Raw genomic sequence first — 16,617 nt, 5'->3', positions numbered from 1 at the left:
GCACCGTGCGCAACCTGATTACCGACTACCTGGGCGTCCACGCCCAGGCCATGCCGTTGCGCGAACAGCGGATGAAGCTGATCGCCAGCAACCTCGGCAATGCCGACACTCCCGGCTACAAGGCCCAGGACCTGGACTTCGATGCCGCCCTGCGCCACGCCCAGGGGCAGGATGCCAATGGCCTGATGGCCACCACCCATGAGCAGCACTACGAGATCAGTAGTGGCCTGAACCCGTTCCAGATCGCGCGCGAAGGCGTGCAGCCCAGCCTGGACGGCAACACCGTCGACCCCGATGCCGAGCGTGCCGCCTATGGCCGCGCCGCACTGGAATACCGCGCCTCGCTCAGCTTCGTCGAGAGCAAGGTGCGTTCCATGCTGACCGCGATCACGGGGCAATAAGCCATGAGCAACCTGCCGATCTTCGACATCGCCGGCTCCGCGCTGCAGGCGCAGTCGGTGCGCATGAGCACCATCGCCTCCAACCTCTCCAATGCCGACACCGTCGCCGGTTCCGCCGACGCCGTGTACAAGCCGCTGGAACCGATCTTCCAGGCCGTCACCAGCAAGAACGATCCCAACATCACCTCGGTGAAGGTGAAGGAGATCACCCAGAGCGAGGCCGCGCCGATCAAGCGCTACGAGCCGGGCCACCCGCTGGCCGACGCCGATGGCTACATCTACCAGCCCGATGTCGATCCGGTGGCGCAGATGGTCAACCTGATCTCGACCTCGCGCAATTACCAGGCCGGCGTGGAGATGTTGACCACCGCCAAGGAACTGGCCCTGGCCACCCTGACCATGGGCCGCTGAGGCCCGCAGCACCGGATACCGCCATGACCACCGCCGTCAACAACCAGACCAGCCAGGACGTCTATTCCGCGCTGGGCCTGAACGCCCCCAACAGCAACGCCACGAAAAAGAAGAACACGCTGGACCAGGCCGACTTCCTGCGCCTGATGACCGAGCAGCTGCAGCACCAGGATCCGCTGAAGCCGATGGACAACACGCAGATGGTCGCGCAGATGGCGCAGATGTCCACCGTGCAGGGCATCACCGATCTGAACAAGACGGTGAAGGGCTTCCAGGAGTCGATGGCCAGCGACCAGGTGCTGCGTGGCGCTGCGCTGGTCGGCCACCAGGTGCTGGTGCCGTCGGAAAAGCTGGTGCTGGAGAAGGAAGGCAATGTCGAAGGCACGGTGGCTGCACCGTCGGCCGGCATCATCACCGTGGACATCACCGATGCCAACGGCGCCAAGGTCACCTCGCTGAGCGTGGAAGCCAAGGCTGCCGGCGAAACCGCCTTCCAGTGGGACGGCAAGGATGCCAACGGCAAGCGCATGGAGCCGGGCAAGTACTCCATCGTCGCCAACCATGTCGACACCGCCGGCAAGAGCACCAAGCTGTCCACCTACGTACAGGCGCCGGTGGAGAGCGTGACCGTTGGTTCCGACGGCCTGTACCTGAACCTCAAGGGCCTGGGCACGGCCCCGATCGACTACGTGCTCCGCGTCAGCTGAGCCGCACCTTCCGCATCAACCAGGAGCATCCCATGGGCTTCAATGTCTCGCTGTCCGGCATCAACGCCGCCAACACCGACCTGAGCGTCACCGCCAACAACGTCGCCAACGTCAACACTACCGGCTTCAAGCAGTCACGCGCGGAGTTCGCCGACCTGTTCGCTTCGACCAGCTACGGCCTGTCGAAGAACCAGACCGGCTCGGGCGTGCGCGTTTCCAACGTCGCCCAGCAGTTCATCCAGGGCCACAACGAGCAGACCGGGCGCAGCCTGGACATGGCCATTTCCGGTGAAGGCTTCTTCACCATGAACATGAATGGTTCGCGCGTGTACTCGCGCGCCGGCAACTTCCAGACCGACTCGGCCGGCTACGTGGTCAACCCGCAGGGTGCGCGCCTGCAGGTGTTCGCGCCGAATGCCGATGGCACCAACTTCGATGCAGGCCGCCTGGTCGACCTGCAGCTGCTGACCACCGACAGCCCGCCGAAGCAGACCAGCGAAGTGAAGGTTGGCTTCACCCTGCCGGCCAACGCCAAGCAACCGACGGTGGCGACCTTCGACCCGGCCGATTCGAACAGCTACAACCACTCCAGCGGTGGCATCACCGTGTACGACTCGCTGGGCGTGAGCCACATCCAGGTCTCGTACTTCGTCAAGGGCGCCAACCCCAACGAATGGACCGTGCGCAATTACGTCGATGGCCAGCCGGCCGGCGCAGCGACCCCGGTCACCTTCGACAACAGCGGCAAGCTGGTCGCACCTGCCAACGGCAAGGTCAGCCTCGGCACCTTCACCCCGACCACCGGTGCCGGCCAGTTGAACATGACGCTGGACATCAGCGGCTCCACCCAGTACGGCGAGAAGTTCGCCCTGCGCAATACCCAGCAGGACGGCTATGCCGCCGGCAAGCTCAACGAAGTGACCGTGTCCGAATCCGGCGTGGTCTACGCCCGCTATTCCAACGGCGACGACAAGCCACTGGGCCAGGTCGCCCTGACCACCTTCAACAACACGCAGGGCCTGGAATCGAAGGGCAACAACCTGTGGGTGGAGACCTTCGAATCGGGCACGCCGCGCACCGGCATGCCGGACACCTCCAACCTCGGCAAGATCCAGGCCGGCTCGCTGGAGGCGTCCACCGTCGATCTCACCGAGCAGCTGGTCAACATGATCACCGCGCAGCGCAACTTCCAGGCCAACGCGCAGATGATCACCACGCAGGACCAGATCACCCAGACCGTCATCAACATCCGTTGATGAGCTGCTGACCCTGTCACGGAACTCCCCGCATGGATAAAGCTCTTTACGTGGCGATGACCGGTGCCCGCGCCTCCCTGCAGGCGCAGGGAACGCTCAGCCACAACCTCGCCAACTCGGACACCCCTGGCTTCAAGGAAGCGCTGGCCAACACCGAAGCGTTCCCGATCAAGGGCCCGGGCTTTGCCTCGCGGGTGGATGCGCTGCACGTCGACGCCGGCTTCAACCGTACGCCCGGCTCGCAGCACATCACCGGCAAGCCGCTGGATCTGTCCCTGCAGACCGGCACCTGGCTGGCCGTGCAGTCCAGCGACGGCAGTGAGGCGTACACGCGCGGCGCTGCATTGTCGGTCACCCCGAACGGCCAGCTGGTGACCTCCAGCGGCCGTCCGGTACTGGATGACAACAACAACCCGATCGCCATTCCGCCCTACCAGGCGATGGAAATCGGTGCCGACGGCACGCTCTCGATCATCCCGCAGGGCGAAGGCCCGCAGACCATGGCGCAGATCGGCCGGATCAAGGTGGTACAGGCGCCGGACGAGCGCCTCGAGCGTGGCCTGGATGGCCTGTTCCGCAACACCGACCCACTGCAGCCGTTCGCACCGGCACAGGGCACGGCCGTGCACAGCGGCCAGCTGGAAGGCAGCAACGTCGATGCCGCCGGTGCACTGGTGCAGATGATCCAGCTGCAGCGCCAGTACGAAATGCAGGTGCAGGTGATCAAGCACGGCGACGACAACGCGCGCAGTGCCAACAGCCTGCTGCGCCTGGGCAGCTGACGGAATTCCGGCGCCGCCCGGGCGCGGCGCTGGCACACCGCTTGCACACCCGTTACCAGGGGCCGCATCGCGCGGCCGGCTTTACCCAGACAGGACACCGAAGATGAACCAGGCATTGTGGATCGCGAAAACCGGACTGGATGCGCAGCAGATGCGCATGTCGGTGGTTTCCAACAACCTCGCCAACACCAACACCACCGGCTTCAAGCAGGACCGTGCCAGCTTCGAGGATCTGCTGTACCAGCAGGTACGCCAGCCCGGCGGCTCTTCGTCGGCGCAGACCCAGCTGCCGACCGGCCTGCAGCTGGGTACCGGTGTACGCGTGGTCGCCACCGCCAAGAATTTCGAGCAGGGTGGCCAGCAGCAGACCGGCCGTGCGCTGGACGTGATGGTCAACGGCCGCGGCTTCTTCGAAGTGCAGATGCCCGACGGCAGCTCGGCCTACACCCGTGATGGCTCGTTCAAGATCAACCAGGACAGCGAGCTGGTCACCAACAGCGGCTACCCGGTGCAGCCGGGCATCCAGATTCCCGAGGGCGCGCAGTCGGTGACCATCGGTACCGACGGCACCATCAGCGTGAAGATGGCCGACGGCGCGGCGTCAGTGGAAGTGGGTGCGCTGACCCTGACTGACTTCGTCAATCCGGCCGGCCTGCAGGCACGCGGCGAGAACCTGTTCCTGGAAACCACCGCTTCCGGTCCGGCACAGAACGGCAATCCCGGGCTCAACGGCCTCGGCACCGTGGTGCAGGGCGCGCTGGAAGGCAGCAACGTCAATGTGGTCGAAGAGCTGGTGTCGATGATCGAAACCCAGCGCGCCTACGAAATGAACGCCAAGGCGATCTCCACCACCGACTCGATGCTCGGCTATCTCAACAACAAGCTCTGACCGGCCCAACCGGGAAACCGCCATGTCGCCCATTTCCAGATTCACCCGCACTGCCCTCGCCTGCGCCGTGGTCGCCCTGCTCGGTGGCTGCGTGATCGCCGGCGACGTGCGCCCCTACGCGGCGATGGCACCGATCCAGCCGATCATGCCGCCGCAGGCCGCGCCGACCGCCGGTGCGATCTACGCTGCCGGCCCGACCCTGCAGCTGTACTCGGACCGCCGCGCACGCGATGTCGGCGACCTGCTGACCATCACCCTGCTGGAAAACACCACCGCGCAGACCAGCGCCAACACGGCCACCAACAAGGAATCCAACCTGAGCCTGGGCACGCCGTCCATCCTCGGCGCGCCGGTCACCCTGGGCGGCAAGGACATCCTCAGCGCCACCGCAGCAGGCAAGCGCGATTTCACCGGCAAGGGCAACAGCGCGCAGAGCAACCGCCTGCAGGGCAGTGTCACCGTCACGGTGATCCAGCGCCTGCCCAATGGCAACCTGGTGGTACAGGGGCAGAAGAACCTGCGGCTGAACCAGGGTGATGAACTGGTGCAGGTGCAGGGCATCGTGCGCCCGGGCGACATCAGCCAGGACAACACCATTCCTTCCAGCCGCGTGGCCGAAGCCCGCATCGTCTACGGCGGCCGCGGCCCGGTCGCGCAGTCCAACGCGATGGGCTGGCTGAGCCGCTTCTTCAATTCCGGCCTGACGCCGTTCTGAGTATGGCCATGAAACTCCTCCCCTCTTCTTCCTGGCAGCGCCGCGTGGCGTCGTTCGTCGCGCTGATGCTGCTGGTCGTGGCAGCCCCGGCCAGCGCCGAGCGCATCAAGGACCTGGCCCAGGTCGGCGGCGTGCGTGGTAACGCCCTGGTGGGCTACGGCCTGGTGGTCGGCCTGGATGGCAGCGGCGACCGCACCAGCCAGGCGCCCTTCACCGTGCAGAGCCTGAAGAACCTGCTCGGCGAGCTGGGCGTGAACGTACCGGCCAACGTCAACCCGCAGCTGAAGAATGTTGCGGCCGTCGCGATCCACGCCGAGCTGCCGCCGTTCGCCAAGCCGGGCCAGCCGATCGACATCACCGTGTCGTCGATCGGCAACGCCGTCTCGCTGCGCGGCGGCTCGCTGCTGATGGCCCCGCTGCGCGGCGCCGACGGCCAGATCTATGCGATCGCGCAGGGCAACCTGATCGTCGGCGGCTTTGGTGCGCAGGGCAAGGATGGTTCGCGGGTTTCGGTGAACGTACCGAGCGTGGGTCGTATTCCCAATGGCGCCACGGTCGAGCGTGCCCTGCCCGACCCGCTGGCCAATGGCGGCGACATCACGCTGAACCTGCACAACAACGATTTCACCACCGTTTCGCGCATGGTCGCCGCACTCAACAACGCGTTCGGCGAAGGCGCCGCGCGTGCGGTCGACGGCGTGACCGTGGCCGTGACTGCGCCGACCGATCCGGGCGCACGCATCGGCCTGCTGGCCCGCATCGAGAACCTGGAGCTGACCCCGGGCAGCGCCCCGGCCAAGGTCGTGGTCAATTCCCGCACCGGCACCGTGGTCATCGGCCAGCAGGTGCGGGTCGGCCCTGCCGCGATCTCGCATGGTTCGCTGACGGTGACGATCCAGGAGAACACCAACGTCAGCCAACCCAATGCCCTGTCCGGTGGCCGTACCGTGGCCAGCCCACAGTCGACCATCACCGCCACCAACGACGGCAGCCGCATGTTCAAGTTCAGCGGCGGCACCACCCTGGACGAGATCGTGCACGCGGTGAACGCCGTGGGCGCGGCGCCGGGCGACCTGATCGCGATCCTGGAAGCCCTGAAGCAGGCCGGCGCATTGAGTGCCGAGCTCGAGGTGATCTGACATGCGCATCAATCCCGCATTCGACCTGCACCCGGCGCAGCAGAACGACCCGGCGAAGATCGACAAGGTCGCACGCCAGCTGGAAGGCCAGTTCGCACAGATGCTGGTCAAAAGCATGCGTGATGCCAGTTTCGGCGACTCGCTGTTTCCCGGCGAGAACAAGATGTTCCGCGACATGTACGACCAGAAGATCGCCGAGGCGATGACCCGCGGCAAGGGGCTGGGCCTGTCCGGCATGATCAGCCGCCAGCTGTCCGGCCAGGCCGCCGACGGCCCCGCGCTGGATACCCGCGTGGATCCGGCCAAGGCCAGCCGCGCCTACCAGCTCAACGCGCCGGACAAGCCGGCACCGTCGCTGCCGTTGGAAGATGGCAGCCAGGCCGTGCGCATGCTGCAGCAGATGGCGGCCGGCGCACAGCACGGCGCGCAGGCCGCGCTGGCACCGATGGAACAGGCACTGGACCTGATCGCCGGTCGCGAAAGCAGCAGCCTGCACCGCTCGCTGGGCACCGAGGATCCGTACATCGGCAACCTGCAGGGCGAGGACTGGTCCACCAACAACGACCAGTGGTCGGCGACGGCCAGCAACCGCGGTACGGCCATGAGCCAGGCCGATGCGATGGCTACCCGCACCGCCGTGGCCCAGCTGGGGCCGCACACGCCGGAAGGTTTCGTCGCCAGCATCTGGCAGCACGCGCAGAGCGCGGCCAGGGAACTGGGCGTGGATGCCCGTGCGCTGGTCGCCCAGGCCGCGTTGGAAACCGGCTGGGGCAAGCGCCACATCCGCCAGTCCGACGGCAGTACCTCGCACAATCTGTTCGGCATCAAGGCCACCGGCTGGAGCGGCCAGCGCGTTGAAGCCGGCACCCACGAATACGTGGATGGCGTACGCCGCAACGAAACCGCCAGCTTCCGCGCCTACAGCTCGCCGGCCGAAAGCTTCGCCGACTACGTGCGCCTGCTGAAGACCAGCCCGCGCTACCAGCAGGCCCTGCAGGCCGGCACCGACGTGCAGGGCTTCGCCCGTGGCCTGCAGCGCGCCGGCTATGCCACCGACCCGCGCTATGCGGCCAAGATCGCCGCGATCGCCGGCGGCCCGACCATCGAGCGTGCCGTAGCGGCCGTGACCGACGCCGGCGCGCGCCTTGGCCAGACCTTCGCCAGCACCGCGACCGCGGCGCTGGGTATCACCCGTCGTTGAGGAACCCCATGTCCAGCGTACTTTCCACCGGTACCGGTGCCCTGCTCGCCTTCCAGCGTGCGTTGGCGACCACCAGCCACAACGTGGCCAACCTCAATACGCCCGGCTACAGCCGGCAGAAGGTCAACTTCGCTACCGCCGACCCGCAGAACTACGGCTATGGCACGGTCGGCAACGGCACCCGGATCACTGACATCCGCCGCACGGCCGACCAGCTGGCGATCTCGCGCCTGCTCGACAGCAGCGGTGAACTGGCGCGCCTGAAACAGCTTTCGGGCATGGCCGACCGGGTCAACGCGCTGTTCTCCGATGCGGCCACCAATGTGGCCGGCGTCTGGTCGAACTTCTTCGATTCGGTCAGTGGCCTGTCGTCCAACGCGGCCGGCACCGCCGACCGCCAGAACATGCTCGACGGCGGCAAGGCGTTGGCCAACCGCTTCGTGCAGCTCAACACGCACTTGAACAACCTCAACAGCGAGGTCAACAACGGCCTGCTGGCCGGTGCCACCGAGGTCAACCGCCTGGCGCAGGAAATCGCGCAGATCAACGGCGCCATCGGCACCAACATCGCCTCTGCCGCACCCGATCTGCTCGACCGCCGCGACCAGCTGATCACCCAGCTGATCGGCTACACCGGTGGCACGGCGGTGATCCAGGACGGCGGCATCATGAATGTCTACACCGCCGGCGGCAACGCGCTGGTGGTGGGTACCACGGCGACCAAGGTCACCACCGTGGCCGACCCGTACCAGCCCGAGCGCCTGCAGTTGGCGCTGGAGACCCAGGGCAACACCATCCGCCTCGACCCGAAGGCGGTCGGCGGCCAGATCGGTGGCCTGCTGGAATTCCGCGACACCGTGCTGACCCCTGCCCAGGCCGAACTGGGCAAGCTGGCGGTGGGCCTGGCCGAGAGCTTCAACCAGGCGCACCACCAGGGCGTGGACCTGTATGGCCAGCTGGGCGGGGACTTCTTCACCATCGGCAACCCGCGCGTCACCGGCAACAACAGCAATACCGGCACCGCCAGCCTCAGCGCAACCTACGGCGACCTGGGCAAGCTGGACGCGCAGAACGTGGTGCTGCAGTTCGATGGCACCAACTGGAAGGCCAGCCGCGCCGACACCGGCGCCAGCATCCCGCTGACCGGCACCGGCACCGCCGCCGATCCGCTGGTGATCAACGGCGTCAAGCTGGTCGTCGGCGGTACGCCGGCTGCAAATGACCGCTTCCTGCTGCAGCCGACCGCGGGCGTGGCCGGCAGCATGGAAGTGGCAATCACCGATCCGTCGCGCATCGCCGCCGCTGCAGCGGTGAAGGGCGCGGCCGCCACCGCCAACACCGGTACCGGCAAGCTGAGCGGTGTCACCGTCACCGATTCGACCAACGCCAACCTGCGCAATCCGTCGGCGATCGTGTTCACCTCGGCCACCACCTACACCATCGACGGTGGGCCGCCGCAGACCTACACGCCCGGCCAGACCATCAGCGCCAACGGCTGGAGCTTCGTGCTGGACGGTGCACCGAAGGTGGGCGATACCTTCAACATCACCCCGACCCCGGCCGGTTCGTCGGACAACAGCAACGCGTCGAAGCTGGCCAAGGTGGAAAGCGCGAAGGCGTTCAACGCCGGAACGGTGACACTGAACGGCGCGCTGGGTGGCCTGACCACCCAGGTCGGCGCCGCCGCCCGCTCGGCCGAGTACTCGCTCGACGCGCAGCTGGTGATCAATGACAAGGCGCAGGAAGCCCGCGACGAAGTCTCCGGCGTGAACCTGGACGAGGAAGCGGCGGACATGCTGCGCCTGCAGCAGGCCTACCAGGCCGCCTCGCAGCTGATCTCGACCGCCGACAGCATGTTCCAGACCATCCTGGGAGCCGTCCGCCGATGAGCAGCCGCATCTCCACCAGCATGATGTTCAACCAGTCGGTGTCGCTGATGATGGCCAAGCAGGCCAAGCTCAGCCACCTGGAGCAGCAGATCGCCACCGGCAGCAAGATCGTCAGCGCCAAGGACGATCCGGTTGCCGCCGGCACCGCGGTCGGCCTTGACCGCAGCCTGGCTGCACTGGACCGCATGAAGCTCAATGCCGGCAACGTGCAGAACCGCCTGGGCGTGCAGGAAAACACCCTGGCACAGGTCAACGACCTGATGGCACGCGTCAACGATCTGACCATCCAGGCCAGCAACCCGGCGCTGAGCGCGGCGGACAAGAAGACGCTGATCACCGAGGTCAACCAGATACGCGACGGCCTGCTGTCGCTGGCCAACGCCGATGATGGCACCGGCCGCTACGTGTTCGGTGGCACCAACGACGGCGACCCGCCGTTTGCCAAGATCAACGGCAAAGTGGTCTACCGTGGCGACCAGACCCAGCGCCAGGTTGAAGTCGGTCCGGATACCTACGTGAAGGACGCGCTGCCCGGCAGCGAGATCTTCATGCGCATTCCCACCGGCGATGGCTTCGTCGACGGCAGCGCTGCGGCCGGCAACACCGGCAACGGCGTGCTCACCAACATCACCCGCGACGGCAGCGACAGCTGGAACGGCCAGGGCTTCAGCGTGCGCTTCACCACTGGCAACCAATACGAGGTGGTGGACGGTGCGGGCAACGTGACCGGAACCGGCACCTACAAGGCCGGCGACGATCTGGAAGTGAACGGTGTGCGCCTGCGCATCACCGGCGCACCGGCGGCGGGTGACAGCTTCAGCGTACAGGCCGCCAGCAGCCGCGACATCTTCTCCACCATGGACAACCTGGTGGCGGCGCTGGGTGCCGACACCGGTACCACCGCGCAGATGACTGCGCAGCAGAACCAGCTGCAGAGCGCACTGCGCGACGTGGCGCGCGCTTCCGAGCGGATGATCGATTCGCGTGCCGCAGGCGGTGCGCAGTTGAAGGCGCTGGACAATGCCGCCGACATGCGCGAGGCCAATGGCGTGACCCTGAAGACCACGCTGTCGCAGATGCGCGACCTGGATTACGCCGATGCGCTGAGTCAGTACCAGCTGCAGAGCACCGCGCTGCAGGCGGCGCAGACGATCTTCTCGCAGATGCAGTCGATGTCGCTGTTCAACAAGCTGCGCTGACGCGCCGCCCGAGTCAGTCCCGAAAGGCCGCGATGCCCTGCATCGCGGCCTTTTTCGTTTGCGCGCCTGCCCGCCGCTGCGCGGCCACCTGGCCGTCGCCGACCGATTTTCCGTGATTCTCCATCAAGCCCGGCCCGACCCCGCCGATACCTTCATCAGCGCTGGTCAGGCCCTGCCCGACCGCCCCTCCCGGGGCCGCTTCCACCCTGGCAACAGGGCTGAAAACCCCGGGAAAACAGCTTCAGGCAACGAATTCTGGCTTCAATGGAATTCACGGCTAAAGGTTGTTGACAAAGCGCCGTTATTCATTTGGCAACGGCGAAGCACACAGCCACACAAAAAAACAGGCGGCGCTTCGTTTCATTCACCAACGGGTTCCATATAAGAGGAGACGACCCCATGGCACAGGTAATCAACACCAATACGATGTCGCTCAACGCTCAGCGCAACCTGAGCACCAGCGGCAGCTCGCTCGCCACCACCATCCAGCGCCTCTCGTCCGGCCTGCGCATCAACAGCGCGAAGGACGACGCGGCCGGCCTGGCCATCAGCGAGCGCTTCACCACCCAGATCCGCGGTCTGGACGTGGCCATCCGCAACGCCAACGACGGCATCTCGCTGGCCCAGGTCGCCGAAGGTTCGCTGAACGAAGTCGGCAACAACCTGCAGCGCATCCGCGAACTGGGTGTGCAGGCTTCCAATGCCACCAATTCGGCCAGCGACCGCAAGGCCCTGCAGGCTGAAGTGACCCAGCTGGTCAGCGAGATCGACCGCGTCGCCAAGCAGGCCGACTTCAACGGCACCAAGCTGCTGGACGGCAGCTTCACCAGCCAGCTGTTCCAGGTGGGCGCCAACGCCGGCCAGGCCATCGCCATCAACAGCGTGGTCAACGCCAAGGCCGATTCGCTGGGCGCGGCCACCTTCGCCAACGGTTATACCGGCACCGCACTGGCGGTGGACAAGGCGACGGCCGACACCACCTACTCCGGCCTGCAGGTCTCGGTGACCCCGCCGGGCGGCACCGCCACCACGGTCACCATCAGCGACTTCACGGTGAAGGCCGGCGAATCGATCACCTCGGCCACCGCCGCGGCGATCAACAACAAGCTGGGCGAAACCGGCGTGGTTGCCTCGGTCAATGCCGGCGTCGTCAGCCTGGCCTCGGTCAAGGATGGCCAGACCTTCGCGCTGGGTGTCAGCGCGGCGACTCCGCCGGCCGGCGCCACCGCCGCGACCCTCGCCGGCCTGGGCCTGACCGAGACCAGCACCAACGGCGGCACCCTGACCGGTGCAGCGGCCAGCTTCGTCAAGGACCTGAACGTCACTACCGCCGAAGGCGCACAGAAGGCGATGTCGATCGTCGACAAGGCCCTGGAATCGGTCAACAGCGTCCGCGCCGACCTCGGCGCGATCCAGAACCGCTTCACCTCGGTGGTGGCCAACCTGCAGACCTCCTCGGAGAACCTGTCCGCGTCGCGCAGCCGCATCCGCGATACCGACTTCGCCAAGGAAACCGCCGAACTGACCCGCACCCAGATCCTGCAGCAGGCCGGTACGGCCATGCTGGCCCAAGCCAACCAGGTACCGCAGAACGTGCTCAGCCTGTTGCAGCGCTGACATGAGCCGCCCCCGGGGCACGTCGGGGGCGTCTAACCCAACTCACGTGCAACCGCTCAAGGACCTCTCCTCATGGCACAAGTCATCAACACCAATACGATGTCGTTGAATGCTCAGCGTAACCTGAGCACCAGCGGCAGCTCGCTGGCTACCACCATCCAGCGCCTGTCCTCCGGTTCGCGCATCAACAGCGCCAAGGACGACGCCGCCGGCCTGGCGATCTCCGAGCGCTTCGGCACCCAGATCCGCGGTACCGACGTCGCCATCCGCAATGCCAACGACGGTATCTCGCTGGCCCAGGTCGCCGAAGGTTCGCTGACCGAAATCGGCAACAACCTGCAGCGCGTCCGCGAGCTGTCGGTGCAGGCCTCCAACGCCACCAACTCGGCCAGCGACCGCAAGGCGCTGCAGGCCGAAGTGACCCAGCTGGTCTCGGAAATCGACCGCGTCGCCAAGCAGTCGGACTTCAACGGCACCAAGCTGCTGGACGGTTCGTTCTCCAGCCAGCTGTTCCAGGTCGGTGCCAACGCCGGCCAGGCCATCGCCATCGACAAGACCATCGATGCCAAGGCCAACGCCCTGGGCGGCGCCAAGTTCGACACCAACGCGCTGGCCCTGGCCGACCCGGGCACCAACGCTGATTTCAGCACCAGCGGCCTGCAGATCAATGGCGTTGCCATTGCCGATGTCTCGGTCAAGCAGGGCGCCGACGCCGCTGCCACCGGCAAGGCCTCGCGTGAAGCACTGGTGACCGCGATCAACGCCAAGATCGGCGAGACCGGCGTGTTCGCGGAAGTGAACGGCACCGCTGGCGTGACCCTGACCTCGGTCAAGGACAGCGTCAACGCCGATGGCTCGTTCAAGGCCATCACCGCGACCCCGGGCACCTGGACCGGCGCCACCGCGCCGACCTTCACCGCCTCGACGGCCGCGCCGGCCGCCAAGTACGCCAGCGACCTGGACGTCAGCACCGTGAAGGGTGCCCAGCAGGCGATGGAAATCGTCGACAAGGCCCTGGGTGCGATCAACAGCACCCGCGCCGACCTCGGTGCGATCCAGAACCGCTTCACCTCGGTCGTGGCCAACCTGCAGACCTCGTCGGAAAACCTGTCGGCGTCCCGCAGCCGCATCAAGGACACCGACTTCGCCAAGGAAACCGCCGAACTGACCCGCACCCAGATCCTGCAGCAGGCCGGTACGGCCATGCTGGCCCAGGCCAACCAGGTGCCGCAGGGCGTGCTCAGCCTGCTGCGCTGATCCGCTCGCTGATCGACCTCCGGGCGCCGCATGACGCGGCGCCCGGATCCTGAAACACGTTCCACCTTCGCCAAAGGAAAAGCACCATGGCACAAGTCATCAACACCAATACGATGTCCCTGAATGCTCAGCGCAACCTGAGCACCAGCGGCAGCTCGCTGGCTACCACCATCCAGCGCCTGTCCTCCGGTTCGCGGATCAACAGCGCCAAGGACGACGCCGCCGGCCTGGCGATCTCCGAGCGCTTCGGCACCCAGATCCGCGGTACCGACGTCGCCATCCGCAATGCCAACGACGGCATCTCGCTGGCCCAGGTCGCCGAAGGTTCGCTGACCGAAATCGGCAACAACCTGCAGCGCGTCCGCGAGCTGTCGGTGCAGGCCTCCAACGCCACCAACTCGGCCAGCGACCGCAAGGCGCTGCAGGCCGAAGTGACCCAGCTGGTCTCGGAAATCGACCGCGTCGCCAAGCAGTCGGACTTCAACGGCACCAAGCTGCTGGACGGCACCTTCTCCAGCCAGCTGTTCCAGGTCGGCGCCAATGCCGGCCAGGCCATCGCCATCGACAAGACCATCGATGCCAAGGCCGGCTCGCTGGGCACCTCGACCTTCGCCACCGGCGCGACCGCTGCCCTGGCTGCCAGCACCGACGGCGCCCGTTTCTCCGGCACCGTGATGGGCGTGGACATCGGCACGGTTGAAGTGAAGGCCGGCGCCACCACGGCCGATGCCTCCAAGGCCGTCGCCACCGCCATCAACGCCAAGATCGGCGAGGCCGGCATCTACGCCGAAGCCAATGCCGACGGCACGCTGAAGCTGAGCTCGGTGAAGGAAGGCAAGGCTGTCGCCGCCGCCGATATCGCCCTGATGCGCAGCGACTACGACGCGACCGCCAAGACCTGGGGCACCGCGGCAGCTGCGGGCGCCTACACTGCCGGCACCGATACCTCGGCCAACGTGCAGAAGCTGGACGTGAGCACCGTGCTCGGCGCCCAGCAGGCGCTGGAAGTGGTCGACAAGGCCCTGGGTGCGATCAACAGCACCCGCGCCGACCTCGGTGCGATCCAGAACCGCTTCACCTCGGTCGTGGCCAACCTGCAGACCTCGTCGGAAAACCTGTCGGCGTCGCGCAGCCGCATCAAGGACACCGACTTCGCCAAGGAAACCGCCGAACTGACCCGCACCCAGATCCTGCAGCAGGCCGGTACGGCCATGCTGGCCCAGGCCAACCAGGTGCCGCAGGGCGTGCTCAGCCTGCTGCGCTGATCCACGGCAAGAAGGCGCCGCTACCGTCGGATCGAACCGACGGTAGCGGCAACCGGGAAGCCACGATGCACGAAGGCGCGGGCCATGCCCGGCCCGGGATCACTCCCGAACCGGCTTGGCATCGCCCGCTCCTGCGGACCTCTCTTTCAGCGCTGTACCTTTGACTGTACGTACCGGGCGGCTTCGTCTCCCCCCGATTGTCAGTAGCCTGATCCCTCCCCTGCATTGGGGGAGGGCTTTTTGCAGACTCCCGGCAGCCCGCGGTGAACCTACCCGCACCCTGCCCCAGCCCTCCTGCAACCCGCGTGCCAGAACCCGCGCCAGGCGATTGGCACGGCACGTGCATCGACGAAGTCCTCAAGACCCAGCGGCGCAGGCCGCTATTTTCGTTGACGACGGGCCACCGCACGACGGCCGGGCCCGGATACCAGGAGAAACGACGTGGCAGACTTTGGATACGGTGGCATTGGCTCGGGACTGGATATTTCCAGCATCGTCAACCAGCTGGTCGCAGCTGACCGCAAGCCCGCCGACAATGCGCTGAACCTGCAGCAGTCCAAGGCCAAGATGCAGTTGTCGTCGATCGGCACCATCACCTCTGCCTTCGACAAGCTGAAGACGGCGCTGACCGCACTGAAGGCCACCACGGCGTTCGACACGCGCACGGTGACCGCCAGCAAGGGCGGCGACAAGGGCACCGACGAGATCCTGACGGCGTCGGTCGCGCTGTATGACGTTGGCACCACCAAGGCTGCGGCCTCCAACGGCACGCACGTGGTCAATGTCACCTCGCTGGCGACAGCGCACAAACTGATCGCCGATACCTCGGTACCCAAGACTGACACGTTTGCTGCCGGAACCTTGACGCTGACCGTTGGCGTGGGCGACAAGGCCAAGACCATGAACGTGGAGGTGGAGGACGGCGACACGCTGACCACCATCCGCAACAAGATCGATGCGGCCGGCCGCAAGGAAGGCGTGCAGGCCACCCTGATCAGCTCCGGCGACAACCAGTACCTGTCGATCGCCCAGGAGAAGACCGGTGCCGCCAACGCGATCAAGCTCGAATACGCCGGCAGCGACGCCAAACTGGGCGGCCTGGTCAACAGCCTCAAGCAGAACACCGCCGCCGCCGACGCCGAGCTGACCATCGATGGTGTGAAGGTCGTCAGCGCCAGCAACACCGTGGCCGATGCGGTTCCGGGCCTGACCCTGAACCTGAAGATGCCGGGCACCAGCACGGTGACCATCAGCACGGACACTGCGGCAGCCACCAAGGTGATGCAGGAGTTCGTCACCGCCTACAACGCTGCACTGGCGGCGATCAACACCGAAACCAAGTACGACGCCAAGACCAAGGAAGCCTCCACGCTGACCGGCGATGCGCAGATGCGCGGCGCCACCAGCCAGCTGCGCTCGGTGATGTCGAGCGTGCTCAAGGACCTGGCCGGTGACAAGCTCGATGCCAAGGCGATCGGCCTGGATACCCGTGGCTATCCCAATGCCGACGGCACGCTGATCCTGGACACCACCAAGTTTGCCGCCGCACTGGCCAGCCAGCCGGAGAAGATGCGCCAGGCGATCACCGGTGATACCGGCGGTGCCGGCAAGCTGTACACGCTGGTCGACGGCTATGTCAGCACCACGGTCGGCAAGGAAGGCGCCTTCGTTGCCCGCACCAAGGGCCTGAACACCACGCTGGACAACATCGACAAGCGCCGCAAGGACCTCGACACGCGCATGAAGAGCGTGGAAGAGCGCTACAAGAAGCAGTTCCTGGCGCTGGACAGCCTGATGGGCAAGCTGCAGCAGAGCAACACCGCGCTGCAGCAGCAGCTGGCCCAGTTGAACCGCTGACGGAACATGCACGGCACTCAAGTTTGCCGCGC

At 66.3% G+C, this 16,617-nt stretch carries 15 protein-coding genes; all 15 read left to right on the top strand.

Annotation, left to right across the window (positions count from 1 at the left end):
* The first annotated feature begins 5 nt into the window (after window positions 1–5).
* The 15 genes from flgB to fliD all read left to right on the top strand — a co-directional run bounded on the left by flgB (window position 6) and on the right by fliD (window position 16,585).
* Window positions 6–401 carry a flagellar basal body rod protein FlgB gene (gene flgB / locus QP609_RS10250; protein ID WP_005409576.1) on the top strand — a complete coding sequence of 132 codons (396 nt, stop codon included), beginning with the start codon at window positions 6–8 and terminating at the stop codon, window positions 399–401.
* A gap of 3 nt (window positions 402–404) precedes the next feature.
* Entirely contained in the window at window positions 405–812 is a 408-nt protein-coding gene (gene flgC, locus QP609_RS10245) for a flagellar basal body rod protein FlgC (RefSeq protein ID WP_005416461.1), read from the top strand.
* 23 nt (window positions 813–835) lie between these two features.
* A complete protein-coding gene (locus QP609_RS10240; protein ID WP_014647064.1) occupies window positions 836–1,519 on the top strand; it encodes a flagellar hook capping FlgD N-terminal domain-containing protein in 684 nt (227 codons plus the stop codon).
* A 32-nt stretch (window positions 1,520–1,551) separates the two neighbouring features.
* A complete protein-coding gene (gene flgE, locus QP609_RS10235) occupies window positions 1,552–2,775 on the top strand; it encodes a flagellar hook protein FlgE (protein ID WP_197621743.1) in 1,224 nt (407 codons plus the stop codon).
* A gap of 32 nt (window positions 2,776–2,807) precedes the next feature.
* A complete protein-coding gene (locus tag QP609_RS10230; protein WP_032961905.1) occupies window positions 2,808–3,557 on the top strand; it encodes a flagellar basal body rod protein FlgF in 750 nt (249 codons plus the stop codon).
* A gap of 103 nt (window positions 3,558–3,660) precedes the next feature.
* Window positions 3,661–4,446 carry a flagellar basal-body rod protein FlgG gene (flgG, locus tag QP609_RS10225; protein WP_005409571.1) on the top strand — a complete coding sequence of 262 codons (786 nt, stop codon included), beginning with the start codon at window positions 3,661–3,663 and terminating at the stop codon, window positions 4,444–4,446.
* Window positions 4,447–4,468: 22 nt separating this feature from the next.
* Window positions 4,469–5,161, top strand: a complete 693-nt coding sequence (gene flgH, locus QP609_RS10220) for a flagellar basal body L-ring protein FlgH (RefSeq protein WP_197621744.1) — start codon at window positions 4,469–4,471, stop codon at window positions 5,159–5,161.
* A gap of 2 nt (window positions 5,162–5,163) precedes the next feature.
* On the top strand, window positions 5,164–6,300 hold the full coding sequence (locus QP609_RS10215; RefSeq protein ID WP_041863393.1) for a flagellar basal body P-ring protein FlgI: 1,137 nt from the start codon (window positions 5,164–5,166) through the stop codon (window positions 6,298–6,300).
* Window position 6,301: 1 nt separating this feature from the next.
* Window positions 6,302–7,501, top strand: a complete 1,200-nt coding sequence (gene flgJ / locus QP609_RS10210; RefSeq protein WP_014647059.1) for a flagellar assembly peptidoglycan hydrolase FlgJ — start codon at window positions 6,302–6,304, stop codon at window positions 7,499–7,501.
* 8 nt (window positions 7,502–7,509) lie between these two features.
* Window positions 7,510–9,390: a flagellar hook-associated protein FlgK gene (flgK, locus tag QP609_RS10205; protein ID WP_032961912.1), complete on the top strand. Its 1,881-nt coding sequence runs from the start codon at window positions 7,510–7,512 to the stop codon at window positions 9,388–9,390.
* The gene (flgL, locus tag QP609_RS10200; protein WP_014647057.1) at window positions 9,387–10,589 is read left to right on the top strand and encodes a flagellar hook-associated protein FlgL; all 1,203 of its coding nucleotides are present in this window, start codon (window positions 9,387–9,389) and stop codon (window positions 10,587–10,589) included. The genes flgK and flgL overlap by 4 nt, the downstream gene beginning before the upstream one ends.
* A 399-nt stretch (window positions 10,590–10,988) precedes the next feature.
* The gene (locus QP609_RS10195) at window positions 10,989–12,206 is read left to right on the top strand and encodes a flagellin (RefSeq protein WP_032961916.1); all 1,218 of its coding nucleotides are present in this window, start codon (window positions 10,989–10,991) and stop codon (window positions 12,204–12,206) included.
* A 72-nt stretch (window positions 12,207–12,278) separates the two neighbouring features.
* Window positions 12,279–13,463: a flagellin gene (locus tag QP609_RS10190; protein WP_005413266.1), complete on the top strand. Its 1,185-nt coding sequence runs from the start codon at window positions 12,279–12,281 to the stop codon at window positions 13,461–13,463.
* An 86-nt stretch (window positions 13,464–13,549) separates the two neighbouring features.
* Window positions 13,550–14,728, top strand: coding sequence for a flagellin (locus QP609_RS10185; RefSeq protein WP_014647055.1), 1,179 nt, complete (start codon window positions 13,550–13,552; stop codon window positions 14,726–14,728).
* A gap of 441 nt (window positions 14,729–15,169) precedes the next feature.
* Window positions 15,170–16,585 (top strand): flagellar filament capping protein FliD, encoded by a 1,416-nt coding sequence (gene fliD / locus QP609_RS10180; RefSeq protein ID WP_014647054.1) that lies wholly within the window; start codon window positions 15,170–15,172, stop codon window positions 16,583–16,585.
* Window positions 16,586–16,617 lie beyond the last annotated feature (32 nt).

The organism is Stenotrophomonas sp. 8(2023) (assembly GCF_030345295.1).
In the GTDB taxonomy this organism is placed as follows: domain Bacteria; phylum Pseudomonadota; class Gammaproteobacteria; order Xanthomonadales; family Xanthomonadaceae; genus Stenotrophomonas; species Stenotrophomonas muris.
Note: the sequence above shows the minus strand (reverse complement) of the source record. Positions and strands in the feature narration are given on the sequence as shown.

What these genes read in the sequence shown, in the direction of transcription:
- flgC (WP_005416461.1), top strand. Translation starts at nt 405, where the DNA reads ATGAGCAACCTGCCGATCTTCGACATCGCCGGCTCCGCGCTGCAGGCG.
- QP609_RS10240 (WP_014647064.1), top strand. Translation starts at nt 836, where the DNA reads ATGACCACCGCCGTCAACAACCAGACCAGCCAGGACGTCTATTCCGCG.
- flgE (WP_197621743.1), top strand. Translation starts at nt 1,552, where the DNA reads ATGGGCTTCAATGTCTCGCTGTCCGGCATCAACGCCGCCAACACCGAC.
- QP609_RS10230 (WP_032961905.1), top strand. Translation starts at nt 2,808, where the DNA reads ATGGATAAAGCTCTTTACGTGGCGATGACCGGTGCCCGCGCCTCCCTG.
- flgG (WP_005409571.1), top strand. Translation starts at nt 3,661, where the DNA reads ATGAACCAGGCATTGTGGATCGCGAAAACCGGACTGGATGCGCAGCAG.
- flgH (WP_197621744.1), top strand. Translation starts at nt 4,469, where the DNA reads ATGTCGCCCATTTCCAGATTCACCCGCACTGCCCTCGCCTGCGCCGTG.
- QP609_RS10215 (WP_041863393.1), top strand. Translation starts at nt 5,164, where the DNA reads ATGGCCATGAAACTCCTCCCCTCTTCTTCCTGGCAGCGCCGCGTGGCG.
- flgJ (WP_014647059.1), top strand. Translation starts at nt 6,302, where the DNA reads ATGCGCATCAATCCCGCATTCGACCTGCACCCGGCGCAGCAGAACGAC.
- flgK (WP_032961912.1), top strand. Translation starts at nt 7,510, where the DNA reads ATGTCCAGCGTACTTTCCACCGGTACCGGTGCCCTGCTCGCCTTCCAG.
- flgL (WP_014647057.1), top strand. Translation starts at nt 9,387, where the DNA reads ATGAGCAGCCGCATCTCCACCAGCATGATGTTCAACCAGTCGGTGTCG.
- QP609_RS10195 (WP_032961916.1), top strand. Translation starts at nt 10,989, where the DNA reads ATGGCACAGGTAATCAACACCAATACGATGTCGCTCAACGCTCAGCGC.
- QP609_RS10190 (WP_005413266.1), top strand. Translation starts at nt 12,279, where the DNA reads ATGGCACAAGTCATCAACACCAATACGATGTCGTTGAATGCTCAGCGT.
- QP609_RS10185 (WP_014647055.1), top strand. Translation starts at nt 13,550, where the DNA reads ATGGCACAAGTCATCAACACCAATACGATGTCCCTGAATGCTCAGCGC.